The sequence below is a fragment of the uncultured Sunxiuqinia sp. genome, from assembly GCF_963974515.1.
Classification (GTDB): domain Bacteria; phylum Bacteroidota; class Bacteroidia; order Bacteroidales; family Prolixibacteraceae; genus Sunxiuqinia.
The window spans coordinates 1-17,704 of the sequence record NZ_CAXBDD010000081.1 but is presented as its reverse complement, the minus strand read 5'-3'; the positions used below and the strand labels follow the sequence as shown (position 1 = coordinate 17,704).

General features: G+C 46.8%; 18 protein-coding genes. 6 read left to right on the top strand and 12 right to left on the bottom strand.

Translation table 11 applies throughout. From position 1 onward, the window contains the following. Window positions 1–809, top strand: an 809-nt coding sequence (locus AAC033_RS14655; protein WP_339739425.1) for a nuclear transport factor 2 family protein, incomplete at its 5' end; no start/stop codon positions are given. Window positions 810–997: 188 nt separating this feature from the next. Here AAC033_RS14655 and AAC033_RS14650 read toward each other — a convergent pair. The 12 genes from AAC033_RS14650 to AAC033_RS14595 form a co-directional block, all read right to left on the bottom strand. Beyond that, a complete protein-coding gene (locus tag AAC033_RS14650; RefSeq protein ID WP_339739423.1) occupies window positions 998–1,714 on the bottom strand; it encodes a peroxiredoxin in 717 nt (238 codons plus the stop codon). A gap of 129 nt (window positions 1,715–1,843) precedes the next feature. Then, window positions 1,844–3,538: an FAD-dependent oxidoreductase gene (locus AAC033_RS14645; protein ID WP_339739421.1), complete on the bottom strand. Its 1,695-nt coding sequence runs from the start codon at window positions 3,536–3,538 to the stop codon at window positions 1,844–1,846. 27 nt (window positions 3,539–3,565) lie between these two features. Further along, entirely contained in the window at window positions 3,566–4,351 is a 786-nt protein-coding gene (locus AAC033_RS14640; protein WP_339739419.1) for an MBL fold metallo-hydrolase, read from the bottom strand. After that, on the bottom strand, window positions 4,329–4,775 hold the full coding sequence (locus tag AAC033_RS14635) for a thioesterase family protein (protein WP_339739417.1): 447 nt from the start codon (window positions 4,773–4,775) through the stop codon (window positions 4,329–4,331). Before AAC033_RS14635 ends, AAC033_RS14640 begins: the two co-directional genes overlap by 23 nt. Beyond that, window positions 4,768–5,412 (bottom strand): GTP cyclohydrolase II, encoded by a 645-nt coding sequence (ribA, locus tag AAC033_RS14630; protein ID WP_339739415.1) that lies wholly within the window; start codon window positions 5,410–5,412, stop codon window positions 4,768–4,770. The genes AAC033_RS14635 and ribA overlap by 8 nt, the downstream gene beginning before the upstream one ends. A gap of 9 nt (window positions 5,413–5,421) precedes the next feature. Further along, complete coding sequence (locus tag AAC033_RS14625) at window positions 5,422–5,853, bottom strand: NifB/NifX family molybdenum-iron cluster-binding protein (protein ID WP_339739413.1); 432 nt, start codon at window positions 5,851–5,853, stop codon at window positions 5,422–5,424. Then, window positions 5,850–6,335, bottom strand: a complete 486-nt coding sequence (gene tsaA, locus AAC033_RS14620) for a tRNA (N6-threonylcarbamoyladenosine(37)-N6)-methyltransferase TrmO (RefSeq protein WP_339739411.1) — start codon at window positions 6,333–6,335, stop codon at window positions 5,850–5,852. The genes AAC033_RS14625 and tsaA overlap by 4 nt, the downstream gene beginning before the upstream one ends. A gap of 11 nt (window positions 6,336–6,346) precedes the next feature. Further along, entirely contained in the window at window positions 6,347–7,162 is an 816-nt protein-coding gene (locus tag AAC033_RS14615) for an Mrp/NBP35 family ATP-binding protein (RefSeq protein WP_339739409.1), read from the bottom strand. Then, entirely contained in the window at window positions 7,140–8,024 is an 885-nt protein-coding gene (locus tag AAC033_RS14610; protein ID WP_339739406.1) for an ATP-binding protein, read from the bottom strand. Before AAC033_RS14610 ends, AAC033_RS14615 begins: the two co-directional genes overlap by 23 nt. Beyond that, entirely contained in the window at window positions 8,002–8,877 is an 876-nt protein-coding gene (locus AAC033_RS14605) for an ATP-binding protein (RefSeq protein ID WP_339739404.1), read from the bottom strand. The genes AAC033_RS14610 and AAC033_RS14605 overlap by 23 nt, the downstream gene beginning before the upstream one ends. An 88-nt stretch (window positions 8,878–8,965) precedes the next feature. Continuing rightward, window positions 8,966–9,301 (bottom strand): NifB/NifX family molybdenum-iron cluster-binding protein, encoded by a 336-nt coding sequence (locus AAC033_RS14600; RefSeq protein WP_339739402.1) that lies wholly within the window; start codon window positions 9,299–9,301, stop codon window positions 8,966–8,968. Window positions 9,302–9,594: 293 nt separating this feature from the next. After that, window positions 9,595–9,918, bottom strand: a complete 324-nt coding sequence (locus AAC033_RS14595; protein WP_339739400.1) for a NifB/NifX family molybdenum-iron cluster-binding protein — start codon at window positions 9,916–9,918, stop codon at window positions 9,595–9,597. A 229-nt stretch (window positions 9,919–10,147) separates the two neighbouring features. On the opposite strand from AAC033_RS14595, the gene AAC033_RS14590 reads away from it, so the two are divergent. The 5 genes from AAC033_RS14590 to AAC033_RS14570 all read left to right on the top strand — a co-directional run. Continuing rightward, window positions 10,148–11,362, top strand: coding sequence for a PAS domain-containing sensor histidine kinase (locus tag AAC033_RS14590; RefSeq protein ID WP_339739398.1), 1,215 nt, complete (start codon window positions 10,148–10,150; stop codon window positions 11,360–11,362). Between the two features lie 192 nt (window positions 11,363–11,554). Next, on the top strand, window positions 11,555–14,551 hold the full coding sequence (locus AAC033_RS14585) for a PAS domain S-box protein (protein WP_339739396.1): 2,997 nt from the start codon (window positions 11,555–11,557) through the stop codon (window positions 14,549–14,551). Beyond that, window positions 14,548–16,755, top strand: a complete 2,208-nt coding sequence (locus AAC033_RS14580; RefSeq protein WP_339739394.1) for a transporter substrate-binding domain-containing protein — start codon at window positions 14,548–14,550, stop codon at window positions 16,753–16,755. Before AAC033_RS14585 ends, AAC033_RS14580 begins: the two co-directional genes overlap by 4 nt. A 112-nt stretch (window positions 16,756–16,867) precedes the next feature. Next, window positions 16,868–17,311 (top strand): response regulator, encoded by a 444-nt coding sequence (locus AAC033_RS14575; protein ID WP_339739392.1) that lies wholly within the window; start codon window positions 16,868–16,870, stop codon window positions 17,309–17,311. A gap of 94 nt (window positions 17,312–17,405) precedes the next feature. Further along, the coding region (locus tag AAC033_RS14570) for a response regulator (protein ID WP_339739390.1) at window positions 17,406–17,704 on the top strand (299 nt) is incomplete at its 3' end.

Below are 17,704 nucleotides of genomic sequence, written 5' to 3'. Positions count from 1 at the left end.
TGGAGAAAGTAAATCAACTTTGGAATGCTTTTGAACAGGGAGACCAAAGTGCTTTTGGTAATTTGCTGGCCGATTCTGTTTGGGTGATTACCAATGGAAACCGAAGCCTGCGGACGCGTGAGGCTGCTGCAAATGGACTGAAGTGGTGGGCTGAGGAGTTTGAAGACTTAAAAGTGGTAGCCGATACACCGGCTTATGCTGATGTACTTGAGTACGATAAAGGTGGCCTGTGGGTTCAGGACTGGCTTCGTATGAAGGGACTCCACACGAAGTCGGGCATTCGGCTGAACTTGCCCGTGCACAACTTATACAGCTTCAACGAAGAGGGTCAGATTAGCTCGCTTCATCGCTATTTTGACCCCCAGGTCTTTGACGAAGTTAACACCAGTCAGACTACCCAGGAAAATGGCAAGGTGTACATCAATCATCCGTATATCGTCCAGGTTCGCAAGTTGCTAAATGCCTATTGTGAAGAGGATATTCCCGGCATGATGGAGTTTTACACCGATGATGCCGTGTTCTACAATACCACAATGAAGTATGAAGATCAGCGCAAACTTGGAGAACAAAAAAAAGAATGGGAGTCGATTTTTGAACAGGTTGATCACATCGAAATGGAGCAGGTGGGATATCCAGATTGCATTTACTATGCCAAAAACGATGACTACGTTGTTTATTCGTGGTGGATTTTTTCAGGGGAGAGAGGCGAAGAGAAAATTGAGTTTCCGTTGATGCTGTCGCATACTTTTAATGACGACGGAAAAATTGTGAACTCCATGGGCTACTACAGCAGTAATCACTACGAATAACATTCGGATTTCTTGTTAAATCAAAAGTAAACCCGCCGGAATATCTGGCGGGTTGATTTTTGATTCAGGAACCCGCAAAAACTGTTTGAGTCAGTGAAATTTCTGAAAAGTGAAAGGACTCAAATCCGAAATCGATTCGAGCCCTTTACTCGGTCTGAACTATTAAACTGAAAGTCAATTGTTGGATCCTATTTTTTTATGATTTTATCCAGGATGGTTGCTTTGGCCAGTTTTTTCGTGCAGAAAAACCAGTCGTAGCAATGCATTTCATCTTTGCTTTCCATCCGTTCTTTGGCTGTACCGCACGAGCCGGCAGTTGGAACGATCACATCGTCGCCCGGTTGCCAGTCGGCAGGTGTTGCTACACCAAACTCATCGGCTGTTTGCAGGGCAATCAGTGCCCGGTAGAGCTCTTCGAAATTACGTCCCAGGCTCAGCGGATAGTAGATAATGGTTCGGATAATGCCTTTGGGATCGACAAAGAACACGGCGCGTACGGCTTTGGTGTTGCTTTCGCCGGGCATCATCATGCCATATTTGGTGGCCACTTCCATAGTGATGTCTTCAATCAGTGGGAAGGTGACCTCCACGTCCTTCATTCCTTTGTACTCAATTTTTTCCTTGATGGTACGCAACCAGGCAATGTGGCTGTACAAGCCATCGACAGAAAGCCCGACCAGCTTACAGTTGGCTTTGTTAAATTGCTTTTCCATCGTTGCAAAGGTCATAAACTCTGATGTGCATACCGGCGTGAAATCAGCCGGGTGGCTGAACAGGATCACCCAACTTCCTTTGTAGTCGGATGGGAAGTTTATATCTCCTTGGGTAGTTACCGCCTTAAACTCGGGTGCTGCCTCGCCAATTCGTGGCATGCTAAAGGTTTGTTGAACTTGATTGTCTTCCATGGTTCAAAATTTTAAATGGTTAATAAATTGATTGATGATTTTTTTATCCTTTAAATCAAATAGCTCACTTGGCCTTGAAACAAGATCATATATGATTGTTCGAATAGAACATTAGTTCTTGAAAAATGTTCACTTTTCTTTTTCAAACGGCCAACCGGCTATTCCACCCTCCATGACTTTGACATTGGTGTAGCCATGTGCTTTGATGAGTACTGCGGCTTCGTAACCTCGCAGGGAAATTTTACAGAATGTGATGATTTCCTTGTTTTTGTCTTTAGGAAGCTCATCCATTCGCGAGCGCAACCATCCAATGGGGATCAGGGTTTCACCAATACCCAGCCGTGTTTCGGAAAATTCATCGGCACCGCGGGTATCGAGTAGAAAGAGATCTTCGCCACGATCCACTTTTTCTTTCACCTCGAGAGCTGAAATTCCTTCAAATACACCGTTCATCTTATTCTGCATGATATGTGCCGACGCGATGCTGTGGTCGATGGCCAGTGAAAAGGGCGGTGCATAGGGCAGGTCTGCATTAACCATATCATCCACCGTTAGATTTCCTTTGATTGCTGTTGCCCAAATGGCCAGTTGTTTGGCGACATCACCAGGTCCAAGGCACTGCGCGCCAAGAATTCGCCGGCTGTTTTTGTCGGCAAGCAGTTTTGTAATCAGAAGTTTGCCATCCATAAATCCGGGTTTGTCGGGGCTGGCATTCACGATCTTCACATACTCCAGCCCGGCTTCTTCGGCTTTTTCTTCAGACAAGCCGGTAATACCAACTCCCCAATCGAAGAATTTGCAAATCCCGGTTTGAATGGTTCCGGGAAACGAGGCCACATTTCCTTTGATACAATTTTCGCCAGCTACCCGGCCTTCCAGGTTCGCCAAATCGCCATAGGGAGCCAGTACTTTTTTACCAGAAATCAGGTTGGTAATTTCGCAGCAGTCGCCGGCTGCGTAAATGTCGGGATCGCTGGTTTGCATGTATTGATTGACTGTGATGCCTCCGAGTTCGCCTATCTCCAGTTCTGCCGCCTGGGCAAGTCCAATATTGGGGCGAACACCAATGGCAACAACAGCTAGTTGACAAGGGATTTCGCTTCCATCCTGCAATCTTACGGCCTCCAATTTACCTTTTTCTCCAATAAACTCAGCGACGCCATTTTGAGTAATTACCTCTGCTTTGGTTCTCAGGTAGTTTTCGAGGATTTTGGCCAGCTTCCAATCTAAAAAAGTGAGTAACTGGGGTAGCAATTCAATAAGTGTTAGCTCAATTCCAGCCAGATTTAAGGCTTCGATCGTTTCGATACCAATCAGTCCCCCTCCAATAACCACCGCCTTTTTGATCTGTCCATCATCTCGGATTTTTCGAAGGTAATCGGCATCTTGCATCGATTGCAGGGTGCTGATTCCTTGCAGCTCAATTCCCGGGATGGGAGGCTTGTTGGCTGTTGCTCCGGTAGCAATAATCAGTTTATCGTAGGGTTGGCTTCCCGTCTCACCAGACACCAGGTTTGTAAATTCCACCCGCTTATTTTTCCGGTCAATTTTGGTTACCTCGGTATTGGTTCGGGCCACGATCCCTTTGGCATTCCAGTAAAACTTTGGGTCGCGCACTACGCCGGTAGGCGTGCACAGCAGTTTATTGCGGTCGTCGAAAAAACCACCTACAAAATACGGGAATCCGCACGACGCCATCGACAGATCGGGCCCTTTCTGAAACATGGTAATTTCTGCAAACTCATTCATGCGGCGGGCGCGGGCTGCCGCTTTAGGGCCGGCTGCCGACCCTCCTATAACAATAATTTTTGGTTGATTTTCCATGGTTTTGAATTTTATATGACGTGTTTTCTAATCCAAATGAAGGATCTGTCCAGATTTTAATTGTCGAGTGCCAAGGTGGTTGTGGAATGCGGCCAGTGCCGGCAATTCGGTGCAGTGCGATGGGATTAGGTTTCGGACTTTTTCTTTCTGAAAATACCGAATTGTCTGTTGGGTCTGTTTATCGTTGTGTTTCAGATGAAAGCCGCCGATGACTGAGTCGATGGATTGCACCCCGGTAAGCTGCTTGGCATGTTCACAAATGTTACAAATTCCGGAGTGGGCACAGCCCGAAAGGATGATCAACTTTTGGTTGACAACGATGGCCAGGGCCGAATCGTCCGGAACAAAATCGTCGTTGCCAAATTCATCTTTAAAGCTTGTCCGCTGAGCTTCAAAATCGGTGACGCGGGGAATTTCGCCCAAGTAGTACGCCAAGCCGGAAATACGGTAGGGCTTGGTGCTGGTTATCAGCGAGTATTTTTGGTTGATCTGTTCCCGGGTCAGGGCCAGACCCACCGGAGTACCGTCTGCTTTGCGGTAGCGTTTCATGAAAGCGGCAGGATGAGTGAGCAGGGGTTTGGATTGGAGGTAGCGCAAGCCATTGCCGTGATCCCAATGTCCGTGGCTAAGGACAATCAGGCCCACTTCTTTCTGCAGGTCGATTCCAAGTTGCTGTGCATTTTTTACGAACACATCAGTGGCGCCGGTGTCAAACAGGATGTTGTTTCCATCGAGCTGAATCAGGTACGAAATCCCATGCTCCGCCAGGAAATGTGCACCTGCTGTATTTTCAGTGAGTATGCTGAGTTTCATGTTTTGTTGGTTTAAAGTATTGCTCGAGTGCATCAATAATTAATTGGGGAGCTTTCATCGGCCTGCGACTTGTTTTATCAACAAAAACGACGGTTGAATCAGCGGTGCACAACAGCGCGTTTTGTTCATTCCGGATTTCAAACTGAAAGGAAAAACGGGTGGCCGGCAGATTGATAATCCTGGTTTTGATGGTTAGCAACTCGTCGTAGCCGGCGGGCTTCAGGTAGCGCAGGTTCATCCGGATGACCGGCAGCAGGATGTTGCGCTTGTCCAGCGTCTGGTCGTCGATGTGCAGTTTTCGCAGCAGTTCGGTGCGTGCCTGGTGGCAGTAGCTCACGTAGTTGGCATGGTACACATAGCCCATTTGATCCACTTCGTCATAGCGCGGACGCAGTTTAAAAGTTGCTTCCAATGGATTATTCATGGTTTTCAAAATTAAGTTTCCCCAGTAAATGCCCCATTCTTTTTTTCTTGGTTCTAAGGTAGAAAGCATTGTGTCGGTTGGGTTCAATCAACAGAGGAATACAGCATTCTACTTTTATTCCATATTTTTCAAGACCCGATTTTTTCGCGGGATTGTTTGTGAGTAGTTTCACTTGGCTGATGTTGAGGTGGCGAAGAATTTCTGCAGCGGCAAGGTAGTTTCGTTCATCAGCCTGATGCCCCAGTTGCAGGTTGGCATCTACCGTGTCGATACCCTGCTCCTGAAGTTTGTAGGCTTTCATTTTTTCCATCAATCCAATTCCCCGGCCTTCTTGCTGCAGGTAGATTAGTGCACCGCATCCTGCCTGTTCAATTAGCCTCAGGGCTTGGTGTAGTTGTTCGCCGCAGTCGCAGCGCATGGAGCCAAACAAATCGCCCGTGGCACAGGCCGAGTGTATCCGAACGAGCAAATTCCTTTGGTTTTCCACCTGCCCTTTCATGAGCATCATGTGTTCCTTTCCGGTTGCTGGTTCCAGAAACGGAAGGAGTTCGAACGAGCCGTAAATAGTGGGTAGTTCGACGCGTTCTCCAATTTCCAGCAGATCAAGGGGGCTCTGTCTATTTTGGATTTCAAACATTTTCGGCGTTTATTTTTTAGGGTTAATGGATGTTTTAATCGTTCCTTTTTGAAGTTTAAACAGCTTATAATTTCCTGCGTTTTGCCGCCACTCTTCTTCGATCCATCTCATCTGTTTTTTAAGGATCAGAATCAACTGTTCAGGACTGGATATTTCAACCAGAACAGGTACAAAAAAGGCATTGACCTTACTGATGTTTTCTCCAAATTGTCTCGAGACCAAAACATTCACTTCATGTTGCTGCAAGAGTTCGGTGATTTGCTTTCTTTTTGCTTCGGAGTGATTGTTCCTGCTTAACTGGGCGAACGGATTTGGAAGCGCCTCACGAAAAATAAGCTCGTTGGCAGCCCATTCATAAACCAGGTATTGATCTGCTTCTCCGAAATGTTTTTGTTCAAAAACGTGATTGTGATTTACAGCGAAAGCGAGTCTGATTGTCATGTTGTAAACCTCCCGTCATCTTTAGTTTTCCAGTGTTTTTCAATATTGGTTTCGAGCCAGCCTATTTTTTCTGCATCAACAGCATCAAATTGAGGTACGTAGGGTTTCAGGTCGAGTAAAGGCGTTTCGTTCAACATGTCCAGACCTTCAATGAGCAGCCGCGTCCCGCGGATTTCGAGTAAACGAACGATGGAAAAACCTATTGGATTGGGACGTGCCGGACTGCGAGTGGCAAATACGCCATGTGCTGCTTCATCCATGAACGGCTTGACGCTTAACGAGACGTTTTTAATTTGATGAAAATAATAGATCAGCATGAGGTGAGAGAATCCGTCCAGGTCGGCCAGACCTTCTTTAAATTCAGCGAAGATTTCAATTTCGCCTTTGAATTCTTTTGCTCCCAAGAATTGAATGGGAGTGCCTTCCGGTTGCAGGTGACCGGAATGAATGATCCCGATGGGTTGAAAGGAAATTGCTTGCATACGTGCTTAATTTAAACGGTGGTTGCCAATAGCTGACTGACTTGGCTGGCTAAGTTTTCAAACAGCCCGATGAGGATTCTATCTTTTGAAGCAAAAATGGTTTGTCCGGTGTCACCCAGCTCGCAAGCGTCGCAAACCAAGGGAATGCGCACCAACAGAGGCACTTGGAGCTGATCAGCCAGTTGTTGTCCGCCACCGTTTCCAAACAGGTAGTATTTTTCGTTCGGGTGTTTCTCGGGCGTAAACCAGGCCATATTTTCAACCACCCCTAAAATGGGAACCTGAATCAGCTTGGTATTAAACATGTCTGCTGCTTTTCGCGCATCGGCAACGGCCATTTGCTGCGGAGTGGTTACCAGAATTGCTCCGGAAAGATTTAGTCGTTGGATGGTGGTTAGCTGAATGTCGCCTGTTCCGGGAGGAAAGTCGATAATCAAATAATCCAGTTCGCCCCATTCGGTGTCGGATAGTAGTTGCGCCAAACCGGCTGAAGCTGCCGGCCCCCGCCAGATGAGCGACTTGTTGGAGACCATAAAGAATCCGATGGAAATGATTTTCACACCGTATTTCTCAATCGGGATGATGGTTTCTTTTCCCTGGTAGTGAGCGACCTCGGGTCTGGCATACTGCACGCCAAACATCAAGGGGATGGAAGGCCCGTACAGGTCGGCATCGAAAATGGCTGTTCGAAATCCATCCCGAGCCAGAGCAGCGGCCAGGTTAGCCGCTACGGTCGATTTCCCGACACCACCTTTCCCGGAAGCCACAACGATGATGTTTTTCACCCCGGGAAGGTCTATTTTTTCAAAAGGATTTGGCTTGTTCATGTTGCATGAGTTTATTCCATATGTTTTTTATTTCATTGCTGATGCGTGAGTTGGGAGCCCAGTTGATTACGCTTTCGCAGTTCACCATAGCATCAACCACCACACGGTCGAAAGGCAATTTTCCGATGACCGGTATTTGTACTGAGCGGCACCAGTTTGTAATTTCATCGCTCAGGGAGCGATTCAAATCATATTTGTTAATCACCACATAGCTTTGCACCCGAAATTGACTTATGAGTTCTGCAATTCGTTTTAAATCATGCAGACCTGACAGGCTGGGTTCGGTTACCAGAATAACTTTATCGACACCGGTGAGCGAAGATATTACCGGACATCCGATTCCCGGGGGGCCATCAATCAGGATCATGTCGGCATCAAGCTCAAAAGCGACTTCCCGGGCCTGATCACGGACAATGTTGACGAGCTTTCCTGAGTTGTCTTCTCCGGGAGCCAGCCGGGCATGAATCATCTTACCATTGGCGATATCACCGGCAAACCAACGGCTTTTATCATGGCTAACCATGCGGATGGCTTTTTCGGGGCAAACCCGTTGGCAAAGCTGGCATCCGTCGCAGGCTGTTTCCAATACGGCATACGTTCCGCGATCATCGCTGATGGCATCAAACCGGCAAAAGCTCTTGCAGATTCCACAGTTGGTGCAGCGTTCGGGATCGATCACGGCTTTTTGTCCCGATACGTAAACTTCTTCGCGGGAATCCTGTGGGTTGAGCACCAAATGCAGGTTGGCGGCATCCACATCGCAATCGGCCACCACAATTTTGGCCGCGAGCGTGGCAAGCGCAGCACTCAAACTGGATTTTCCGGTTCCGCCTTTTCCACTAAGTATAGCTATTTCGATCATACTGAAGGTGTTTTTTGATGCGACTGAATAGCTGTGAAAAGTGCTTCTGATAGTTGGGCATGCTGTCGGTAATGAGTTTTCCTTCAGAATAGCTTTTGGCAATCCGGGGATCAAACGGAATTTCGCCAAGGAGCAGAAGTTTGTTTTCTGCGATAAAATCGTAAACCCGATGATCGCCCAATCCGGCCCTGTTGATAATAATACCGAAGGGTTTGTCGAGTTGCTGTAGTATCTCCACGGACAGCATGAGATCATTTAAGCCGAATGGTGTAGGTTCGGTTACCAGTATCACGAAATCGGCTGAACCGACCGTTGCGATGAAGGGACAGGAAGTTCCGGGCGGAGCGTCCAGGATGGCCAGTTGATGTTGCGGACTAATTCTTAGCGCTTCCTTAATAAGAGGCACCGACGAGTACACGCCAATTTCAATGCGTCCTTCAATGAGTGAAGAACCATGGTTTACGGCATAAGTCAGGATGGTTCCGGTTTTTTTCGTTTTCCAGGAAATGGCTCCAGCCTGGCAGGCGTATTCGCACGCCCCACAGTCGTGGCAAAGATCTTCAACAACCTGAATGTGTTGCAGCTCGGGCAGGACAACGATCGCGTTGTAGTGGCAATACTCCTGGCACTTTCCGCAAAAGGTGCAGGCATCTTTGTCAATCACCGGAATGTTTTGGGTGACGGACTTCTGTGTAAGCAAATCAGCTTGAATAAATTGCAGGGCATTGGGTTCTTCCGCGTCGCAATCGATCAAATCAACCGCAAAGCCTGATTTTTGGATGACATTGAACAGATTGGTTGCTACCAGAGTTTTTCCTGTTCCGCCTTTTCCGCTTGCAACTGCTATCTTCATTTGATTCCAATCTAATTTGTTATTGTCTGTCTTTCCCCGGGCGCCTGCACTTTGAGGAGGCAGGGCTTCCTCGTAGGAGTCACTTTCGTCAGTGATCGCAGCTATTTGAACCCGCCTCGAGGGAGCCGCTCAGCCAGTCTTCAACGAGTTTATCCGGGGCTTTGGCTTCAACCCCGACGGTCACCTCGATATGCTGCTGGTTAAACAGGCTGATCGCTTTTTGTCCGATGCCTGCGGCAATCACATGGGTCACCGCTTGTTGTCCGAGCCACCGGGGAATCAGGCCGGGCTCATGTGGTGGCGGTGTTACATACTCTGGTGGAAGCATGGTACTGTTCTCTACCTGGATGATAGCAAATTGTTGACAGTGGCCAAAGTGGGTACACAGTTGACCATTTTCAATCGGTATGGCAAATTTTTTCATCTGTTTAAATTGTTTGTTTTCGAATAGAACTGGTAGCCTTAAGGACCATTTGGCTACCAGTTTTCAAGCTCCTCAAATCAATCGCTGTTTCGAGGGCCTCGTCCCAAAGCCCTTCTACGTCTATGGCCTCTTCCTAATCCCCAAAGTCCGGGTTGATTTTTTTCCTGGCTTTCCGGATCCTGACTAGACTTTCTTGCTCCTGTGCCGGCACATTGCCCTCTTCCTCTTCCGGTCATTGGTCCCTCTCCTGCCGGGCCCTTTCTGTTAAATCCTGGCATGTTAACACCTCCTTTTTATTTATTGATCGCCATCAAGTCCAACACTTCCTGTATCGACTTTTCCGGCCCATTGAGCATGATCATTTGGATGTTAAGATCTTCAAGTATACTTTTTGCTTTCCCTCCAAACTCTCCTGAAATGACTTGTTTAACGCCTCTTTTTGCAATCAGCTGAACTGCAGCCGGACCTGCACCCGATGCTGCATCTTTATTGGGATTCTGAATAAATTCCGTTTGGTTTGCATCCATGTCGTAAATGGCAAAATAAGAACACCTTCCGAACCGGCTGTCAACTTTTGAGTTCGGGGTATTCCCTGTTGCTGTAATTGCAATTTTCATTATTTATGGCTTTTTGATTAAATAATACGATACAAATATAAAGAACAAAAGTGCATTATTAAAATAAAAAGTGTAAGTTTTTTGTGTTTGTTTCAGTTCGTGACGTTTTGATTGACTGATCCTCAAAAATGATTTCAAGGTAAGGTTCAGTTTCGTGTTTCGAATTCTCATAAAAGTGGCTAACTTGTTGCTTTTTTACAAAATAGAATCAACCATCAAATCAGAGGCTATGACAACCGAATATAAAGACCTGAGGCGGCAAGAACTGATTGAACAGCTTCAGATGAAAGACCGGCTGCTGGAGGCTTTTTCGAGGGAACGTGACGATGAGGAAACCTTGAAGTTTGCCTGGGCCGGTAATTTGGGACATTGGTACTGGGATGTTCAGGCGAACCAAGTTACTTTTAACCCATTAAAAGCGACTAATCTAGGCTACAAAAAGTCGGAGATTCCGGTACCCTGCGATTACCAGTTTTTTACTGATAAGTTGCACCCGGAAGATTTTGAGGCGGTGATGCAGAATATGCGCGACCATCTGCAAGGTAAGACCGGCGTTTACGAGGTGGAGTACCGGATTCAAGCCAAAACAGGTGAATGGAAATGGTATTACGACAGGGGCAAAGTGACGAAGCGCGATTCGCAGGGCAAGCCTCTGTTTTTGGCCGGTATTGTTTTCGATATCTCCGAACGAAAAGCGATGCAGGAAATACAACAGGTATTAATCCGGTCGCTTTCAGAGCAAATGAGATTACAGGAAAATCTTTTTTCGATCCTGCTGCATGATCTCCGGACGCCTTTGTCCAATATGATTAGCTTTTCTGAATTGTTAGTCGAAGTGATTAACGAGAATGATGATCCGCGATCAGCAGTCGAGTTTGCCGCTACCATCCTGAAAACAGCCAACCAAGCCTTTGAGCTCACCTCCAATGTGATGGGTTGGGCCCGGGCGAAAAGTATTCTCAAGGAAAACAAAGAGCCGGTTTTTCTCAGCAAGCTGGTCTTTGAAGTGTTTCATGAGTTTGAGGTGGCCCTGGCAGACAAGAATATTGAAGTAAACAATGAAATAGCAGCCGATGTAAACGTTATGAGCAACAGGCCTGTTTTAAAAATAGCCCTTCGAAATTTCATATCGAATGCGTTGAAATATTCTCATCCGGGAAAAACAATCCGTGTGACTTATGAGGATGAAACAGTTTCGGTTGTTGACAAGGGAGTGGGTATGACAGCACAGCAGCTGGATTCGTTGTTCTCTTCCAGTGCCGGGTCAACCCGGGGAACCAACAACGAAGAAGGCAATGGAATTGGCTTGGTTTTGGTTCGTGAATTGTTGGGTCAGATCAATGTTCGTCTTTCTGTCAGGAGTGCTTTGGGGGAAGGTACAACGGTTACGCTTCAATTTGGAGGAGAGAATGAAATCAAGTCAGATCACATCGTTGAGATGTAAAATATAAATCAATGTTTTTATAGTTGTATAACATAAGGATTGCATTTGAATTTTTTTATTTTAGGGAACTCAAATAGTTGTTAAGCCATTAAGGCTAATGTTGATTGAAAATTGAACTAACTTTCATTTTGGCGCAGTGAGCCAGACCACGAAGCGTTGAGAAGTTTGCCCTAAACGAATAAAACTTGAACTATGAGCTCAGACAAGTTCCCCGGTCACATCCGAAACATGCACGACCTGAAAGAAAAGCTTAAGTCTTTTTTGACTCAGAATAGGCAGGATTGGACTGATAAACAATTGGATGACTTCGTTGATGAATTGGATTTTTGCCATCCGGAGCTTGAAAAAACGGAGGAGGATCTTCATGAACGTGTCAAAGAGCTGAACTGTCTGTACCAGCTTTCCCGGTTGACGCAGCAGGATAATATATCTCAGGTCCAAGTATTGCAGCAAGTGGTGAATCTGATTCAGCCAGCCTGGCATTATCCGGAGATTACCTGCGCCCGGCTGATCTACGATGGAAAAGATTACAGAACCGCTAATTTCAGAATAAGTCCGTGGTCACAAGCTGCTGAAATTTTCATTAACGATCAACCGAAAGGGGCACTGGAGGTGTATTATTTGGAGGAAAGACCTGAGGCAGATGAAGGTCCTTTTGCCAAAGAAGAGCGAAATCTGCTGGATGCGATAGCGGCTCAGTTGTGTGCGTATTTGGAGCGCAGAGGAGTGGAAGAACAGATAGCCCGACAGGAAGAAAACCTGCGGATTACCCTCCAGTCTATTGGCGATGCTGTGATTGCCACCAACGTGGAAGGCTTGGTTGTTAGGATGAATCCGGTTGCCGAAAAGCTCACGGGTTGGAAACTGGCCGAGGCCAAGGGGAAACCCCTCGATGAAGTTTTCAAGATTGAAAATGCAGAAACGGGTCTTCCTGCCGAAAGCCCCGTGGCAAAGGTGTTGGAAACCGGACAAGTGGTGGGTTTGGCCAACCACACCAAACTGATTTCGAAGGATCACAAAGAGTACCAGATTGCTGATTCAGGCGCGCCAATAATTGACGACCACGGACAAATAAACGGCGTAGTGCTTGTTTTTCGCGATGTCACGAAAGATTATTATTTACATCAAACGTTGCGAGAAAGTGAAAACGGCTACCGGTTGATGTTTGAACATAATCCGCAGCCCATGTGGATTTACGACTTGGAAACCTTGGCCTTTTTGAAGGTTAATCAAGCTGCCACAAGCCACTATGGCTATTCGGAAGAGGAATTTTTAAGCATGACCATCAAGGATATTCGGCCCAAAGCTGACTTGGAACGCTTGATGGAGAATGTTCGCGAACAGGGCCGTTCTTATGAGCGGTCAGGGCAGTGGCGGCATTTGAAAAAAGATGGGTCAGTCATTCATGTGGAGATTACATCGCATTCCGTGGTCTTCAATAAACGGCCAGGCCGGCATGTGTTGATTACTGATATCACTGATCGCCTGCTGGCTGAACGACAAATTGAGGAAAGCAAGCAAGCGGTGCATCAAAACGAGGTACGTTTCCGAACCATTGTGGAAGGCGCGCCCGACCCGATTTTTATTCAAAGTGAAATGAAATTCGTTTACCTGAATCCTGCAGCTTGTCGCTTTTTTCGGATTAACTCATGGGACGAGTTAGTCGGCAAGCCCGTGATGGAGCGTTTTCACCCAGACTATCATGCGAAGATCAAAGCCCGCATTGCCCTTCTGAATGCCGGCCAACCGGTTGAGGAGTTGTTTGAACAACGTTTTATCCGGATGGACGGAACCGAAGTTTGGGGCGAAACCGCGGGAGATCCAATTGTTTATGAAGGAAAAAATGCTGCCTTGGTTTTTTTGAGGGATATTTCGCAGCGTAAAGCAGCCGAACAAGCTTTACACGAAAGTGAAACACGCTGGCAGTTTGCGCTCGAGGGAGCTGGCGATGGTATTTGGGACTGGAACCTGCAAAGCCAGGAGATTTTTTTCTCAGATCAGTGGAAACGTATGCTGGGTTACGAGCCGGCGGAGGTGCCGAATGAATTATCGGAATGGAAAACGCGCGTGCATCCTGATGACTTGACACAGGCCTTGAAAGATGTTGAAAAACACATCGATGGTGAAACGGATGTTTATTTGAATGAGCATCGATTACGGAGTAAAGATGGAAGCTACAAGTGGATATTGGATCGTGGAAAAGTGATTTCACATGACGAGCAGGGAAAGCCTTTGCGTTTTGTGGGGATTCATTCGGATATTACGGAGCGAAAAAATGCCGAACATCGCCTGCAGATTACACAGTTTGGAATCGACCATGCCCAAATCGGTATTTACCAGGTGGAAGAAGATGGGACCATCACCTACGCCAATCACTATGCAGCAAAAACTCTGGACTACACATCTGAAGAGTTGATTGGGAAATCGCTTTTTGAGATTGCTCCAACCTTCGATCCTGACAGTTTTCACAAACATCGGATCGCAACAAAAGCAAAAGGCAGCAATACCATCGTGTCGGTCCATCAACGAAAAGATGGAAGTGAATTCCCCGTTGAAGTCACGGTCAACTACTTTCAGTTCAAAGACAAAATGCTATCGTTCTCTTTTGTAAGGGATATCACCGAGCGCCAGCAGGCCGAAGAAGCCTTGAAGGAAAGCGAAGCGAATTATCGTTTGTTGGTTGAAAACCAGACGGATATTGTTGTTAAAGTTGACCTGGAGGGACGGTTTTTGTTTGTGAGCCCGTCGTATTGCAGAATGTTTGGAAAAACAGAGGATGAGTTGATCGGACAAACCTTTATGCCGTTGGTTCATGAAGAAGATCAGGAACGGACAGCCGAGGCGATGAAATCTCTCTTCGCACCTCCCCACAGAGTCTATCTGGAGCAGCGCGCATTCACAGCAAAGGGCTGGGTGTGGCTGGCCTGGAACGACACGGTTTTGCTCAACAATAACGGGGAAGTGACCGCCATCATTGGCGTCGGGCGCGATGTTACGGAGCGTAAGCAGGCCGAAACCGAACTATTGGAATTGAAGGAGCAGCTGGAGATTCAGGTGGATGAAAAAACAAAAGAACTTCAGGCACGAATCAAGGAGCTGCAGCGATTTCAGGATGCGACGATTGAACGTGAGTTTAGAATTAAAGAGTTACGCGACGAAATCGCACTGTTAAAAAGAAACAAGTCATGAAGTACGATCAATGGAAACTTTTTTCGGTGCTTTTTATGTTGCTGATGGCAACAATCCGGCCCGCACAAGCTCATCCTCCAGCCGGGGAAAGTGATTCCGGGAAAATCATTTTACTTGGCTCCGAAGCCGACTATCCTCCCTACTGCTCGCTTGATGAAGACGGGCAGCCGACCGGCTTTGCAGTTGATTTGTTTAAGGCTGCGGCTCAGGCGACCAATCTTCAGGTTGAAATCCAGATTGGACCTTGGCTGGCTCTTAAAGATTACCTGGCTAAGGGAAGCATTGATGCCCTCCCTATTGTTGGGAGAAGCCCGGAACGCGAGGCGGTTTATGACTTTACAATTCCATATCTCCAGCTGCATAGTGCCATTTTTGTTCGAGAGAATACCAACGACATTCGGGCTTTGGCTGATTTGAGAGACAAAGAAATCTTAGTGATGAAGGGCGACATTGCTGAGGAGTTTGTCAGGCGCGAACAGGTTTCCGATTTCATTGAGACTACCACGACCTTTGATGAAGCTTTTTTGAAACTGGCTGCCGGCGAGGCCGATGCAATCATTACGCAGCGCATTATTGGTTTGAAAATCATTGATCGTCTGGAACTCAGATCCATTGTCCCTCTTCAGGTTGACTTGCAGGATTTTCGCCAGGAGTTCTGCTTTGCGGTGAAAAAGGGAGATGAGTCTTTACTGGCCAATTTAAATGAAGGACTTGCTATCGTCATGGCCAACGGCACGTTCAATAAAATTCACTTGGCATGGTTTGGGCCGGTGTATAAGGAGGAGCTTTCCAGAGCAGACTTTATGAGAATGGCATTTTGGATCTTTTTGCCACTCGTCACTGTTTTGGTCTTATTGTGGGTAGTTTTACTTCGAAAAGAGGTGAAAAAACGCACCCGTCATTTGAATGAAGAGATTGCAGAGCACAAGAGAACATGGGAAGAACTTCAAGAGCAGCAAGTTCAACTCAAGCGGAGAGAAGCGCAAATTCGCCTGCTACTCAACTCAACGGCTGAGGGAATTTACGGGATTGATCCTCAAGGTAACTGCACATTTATCAACAAGTCAGCACTTGAAGTGCTGGGTTTCACCGACCGAAGCCAGGTCATCGGCAAGAACATGCACCAATTGGTTCACCATAGCAAGGCCGATGGTTCAAGCTATGCTTATGGTGAATGCGAAATTCACAAGGCTTTCAGCACAGGAGAGGGTGTGCATCGTAACGACGATGTATTGTGGCGTTCGGATGGTTCCAGCTTTTCGGCCGAATACTATTCTTATCCCATTCGCCAAAATGATGAGATAACCGGAGTGGTGGTTACATTCTGGGACATCACCGAACGTAAGCAGGCGCAAGAAGAATTACTCAATCTAAAGCGAAACCTCGAAATTGAGGTTGCCCAGCGAACTGCTGAGTTGGAAGAAAAAGTACACAAGCTGGATAAAAGTCAAAAAGCCATGCTATACATGGTGGAGGATCTGAACGAAGTGACCAACAAGATGAAAGAAGAACGTAGAAAGCTGGAGGTGTCGAACCAGGAACTGGATGCGTTTACCTATTCCGTGTCACACGACCTGAGGGCTCCTTTGCGGGCCATCAACGGCTATTCCGACTTTCTGCTGGAGGATTATTCCGATAAGCTGGATGAGGAAGGAAAGCGCTTTCTGGATGTCATTCGAAGCAATGCTTCCAAAATGGACCGGCTGATCACTGATATGTTAAGTCTGTCGCGCATTTCGCGGACTGAAATGCGATTGGCCGATGTGGATATGGGACAGGTAGCCCAGACGATTTTTCAGGAAGTGGCCACGGCGGATGAGCAAGACAGCTTCGAGCTGGATGTGGAACAGTTGCCAACGGCTTTGTGCGATTACGCCCTGATGAAACAAGTGTGGGTGAATTTAATCAGCAATGCATTAAAATATAGTGGAAAATCAGGCGTTAAAAAAATACGAATTGGCTCGCGACAGGAGGACAACGAACTGATCTTTTTTGTGAAGGACTTTGGTGCGGGTTTCGACCCAAGGTACCAAGACAAGCTGTTTGGTGTTTTCCAGCGGCTTCACCGCGACGAGGAATTTCAAGGAACTGGCGTGGGCCTGGCAATTGTGCAACGCATTGTGCATCGGCATGGGGGGCGGGTGTGGGCCCAGGGAGAACAGCACAAAGGGGCCACTTTTTTCTTTTCCCTTCCACACAAGTAGCGCGCGGGGATGGAGAGGAGGCAGGTACTCCGATAAGACTTTTTAAGAAACGGAATGAAACAGATTTTCAGATCTGAACATAACCGATCAAACTTTAAATAGCTTAAAGCCCATGGAAAAACTAAAAGAAGTTGAAATATTGATTGTGGAAGATAACCCGCATGATGCCGAGATGGCTTTGCGGGCGCTGAAAAAAAATAATCTGACCAACAACGTTCTGGTTGTTCATGACGGAGAAGAGGCCCTGGACTTTGTTTTTGCCAGAGGGGCGTTTGCGAATCGTCAGAATTCAGTCCGGCCGAAGATCATCCTACTCGATTTGAAGTTGCCAAAAATCGATGGTCTTGAAGTGCTGAAACAGATCAAAAGCAGCCCGCAAAACAGGGTTATTCCGGTGATCATGTTGACTTCTTCCAAAGAAGAGTCGGACCTGGTCAAGAGCTATGAGCTAGGTGTGAATAGCTACATTGTGAAACCGGTAGATTTTGATAAGTTTGTCGAGGCGATCCGGGATATCGGTTTTTACTGGTTGCTGCTGAATCAGCAAAAAATTTGAACCAAGAATCGGGATTTCGTGTAAGCTTGGAAGAGCGGCCTTTGGCTTTTTTTATTGGCGGTAGATTGTTATTTCTTTTAAAAACGGGTGGGGTATGGATACAATAAAAGCCTTGCGAATTCTTTACGCGGAAGATTCGCCGGATGATGCAGAAATGGTGAAGCGTGAGATTCGAAAATCCTTTCCGGAGGTGATTTTCAAGGTGGTTGATACACGGGAGGCGTTTATTCATGCCCTTCAAGCGTTTCAAGCCGATCTTGTGTTGTCCGACTATAGTATGCCGTCTTTCAGTGGTTTGGAAGCGTTGAAAATTTCACTCGAACTGCAACCTGAGCTTCCGGTGTTGATTGTTACCGGCAGCATCAATGAAGAGACAGCTGTGGAGTGTTTAAA

Coding starts and splice junctions, on each gene's coding strand:
- AAC033_RS14650 (WP_339739423.1), bottom strand. CDS start 1,714: ATGGAAGACAATCAAGTTCAACAAACCTTTAGCATGCCACGAATTGGC.
- AAC033_RS14645 (WP_339739421.1), bottom strand. CDS start 3,538: ATGGAAAATCAACCAAAAATTATTGTTATAGGAGGGTCGGCAGCCGGC.
- AAC033_RS14640 (WP_339739419.1), bottom strand. CDS start 4,351: ATGAAACTCAGCATACTCACTGAAAATACAGCAGGTGCACATTTCCTG.
- AAC033_RS14635 (WP_339739417.1), bottom strand. CDS start 4,775: ATGAATAATCCATTGGAAGCAACTTTTAAACTGCGTCCGCGCTATGAC.
- ribA (WP_339739415.1), bottom strand. CDS start 5,412: ATGTTTGAAATCCAAAATAGACAGAGCCCCCTTGATCTGCTGGAAATT.
- AAC033_RS14625 (WP_339739413.1), bottom strand. CDS start 5,853: ATGACAATCAGACTCGCTTTCGCTGTAAATCACAATCACGTTTTTGAA.
- tsaA (WP_339739411.1), bottom strand. CDS start 6,335: ATGCAAGCAATTTCCTTTCAACCCATCGGGATCATTCATTCCGGTCAC.
- AAC033_RS14615 (WP_339739409.1), bottom strand. CDS start 7,162: ATGAACAAGCCAAATCCTTTTGAAAAAATAGACCTTCCCGGGGTGAAA.
- AAC033_RS14610 (WP_339739406.1), bottom strand. CDS start 8,024: ATGATCGAAATAGCTATACTTAGTGGAAAAGGCGGAACCGGAAAATCC.
- AAC033_RS14605 (WP_339739404.1), bottom strand. CDS start 8,877: ATGAAGATAGCAGTTGCAAGCGGAAAAGGCGGAACAGGAAAAACTCTG.
- AAC033_RS14600 (WP_339739402.1), bottom strand. CDS start 9,301: ATGAAAAAATTTGCCATACCGATTGAAAATGGTCAACTGTGTACCCAC.
- AAC033_RS14595 (WP_339739400.1), bottom strand. CDS start 9,918: ATGAAAATTGCAATTACAGCAACAGGGAATACCCCGAACTCAAAAGTT.
- AAC033_RS14590 (WP_339739398.1), top strand. CDS start 10,148: ATGACAACCGAATATAAAGACCTGAGGCGGCAAGAACTGATTGAACAG.
- AAC033_RS14585 (WP_339739396.1), top strand. CDS start 11,555: ATGAGCTCAGACAAGTTCCCCGGTCACATCCGAAACATGCACGACCTG.
- AAC033_RS14580 (WP_339739394.1), top strand. CDS start 14,548: ATGAAGTACGATCAATGGAAACTTTTTTCGGTGCTTTTTATGTTGCTG.
- AAC033_RS14575 (WP_339739392.1), top strand. CDS start 16,868: ATGGAAAAACTAAAAGAAGTTGAAATATTGATTGTGGAAGATAACCCG.